Genomic DNA, 277 nt, shown 5'->3' on the forward strand with positions numbered 1-277 from the left:
CTGGCAGCACTGGTAACGTTGCTGTTCGGCTACATATTACACAGCATGACGGATGCCTATGCCCCCTTTATTGATTCCGCTATTTTGATGTTCAGCGTGATTGCGCAGTTTTTATTGATGAACCGCAAACTCGAAACCTGGTGGTTCTGGCTTGTTGTGAACACGGTAGCGGTACCGCTGTATTTTTCGCGTGACTTACAGCTGACCGCTATCGTCTATATTGGCTTCTGGTTTAACGCCTGGTACGGCTTATACCTGTGGCGTAGGTTACGCAGTG

At 48.7% G+C, this 277-nt stretch carries 1 protein-coding gene; it reads left to right on the top strand.

Going from position 1 to position 277, the window contains the following annotated elements; genetic code table 11:
- Window positions 1–277: nicotinamide mononucleotide transporter family protein (locus R0J87_RS19940; RefSeq protein WP_498888422.1), on the top strand; the 277-nt coding region annotated here is incomplete at both ends.

This window comes from Halomonas sp. SIMBA_159 (assembly GCF_046536035.1).
Lineage (GTDB): Bacteria > Pseudomonadota > Gammaproteobacteria > Pseudomonadales > Halomonadaceae > Vreelandella > Vreelandella venusta_A.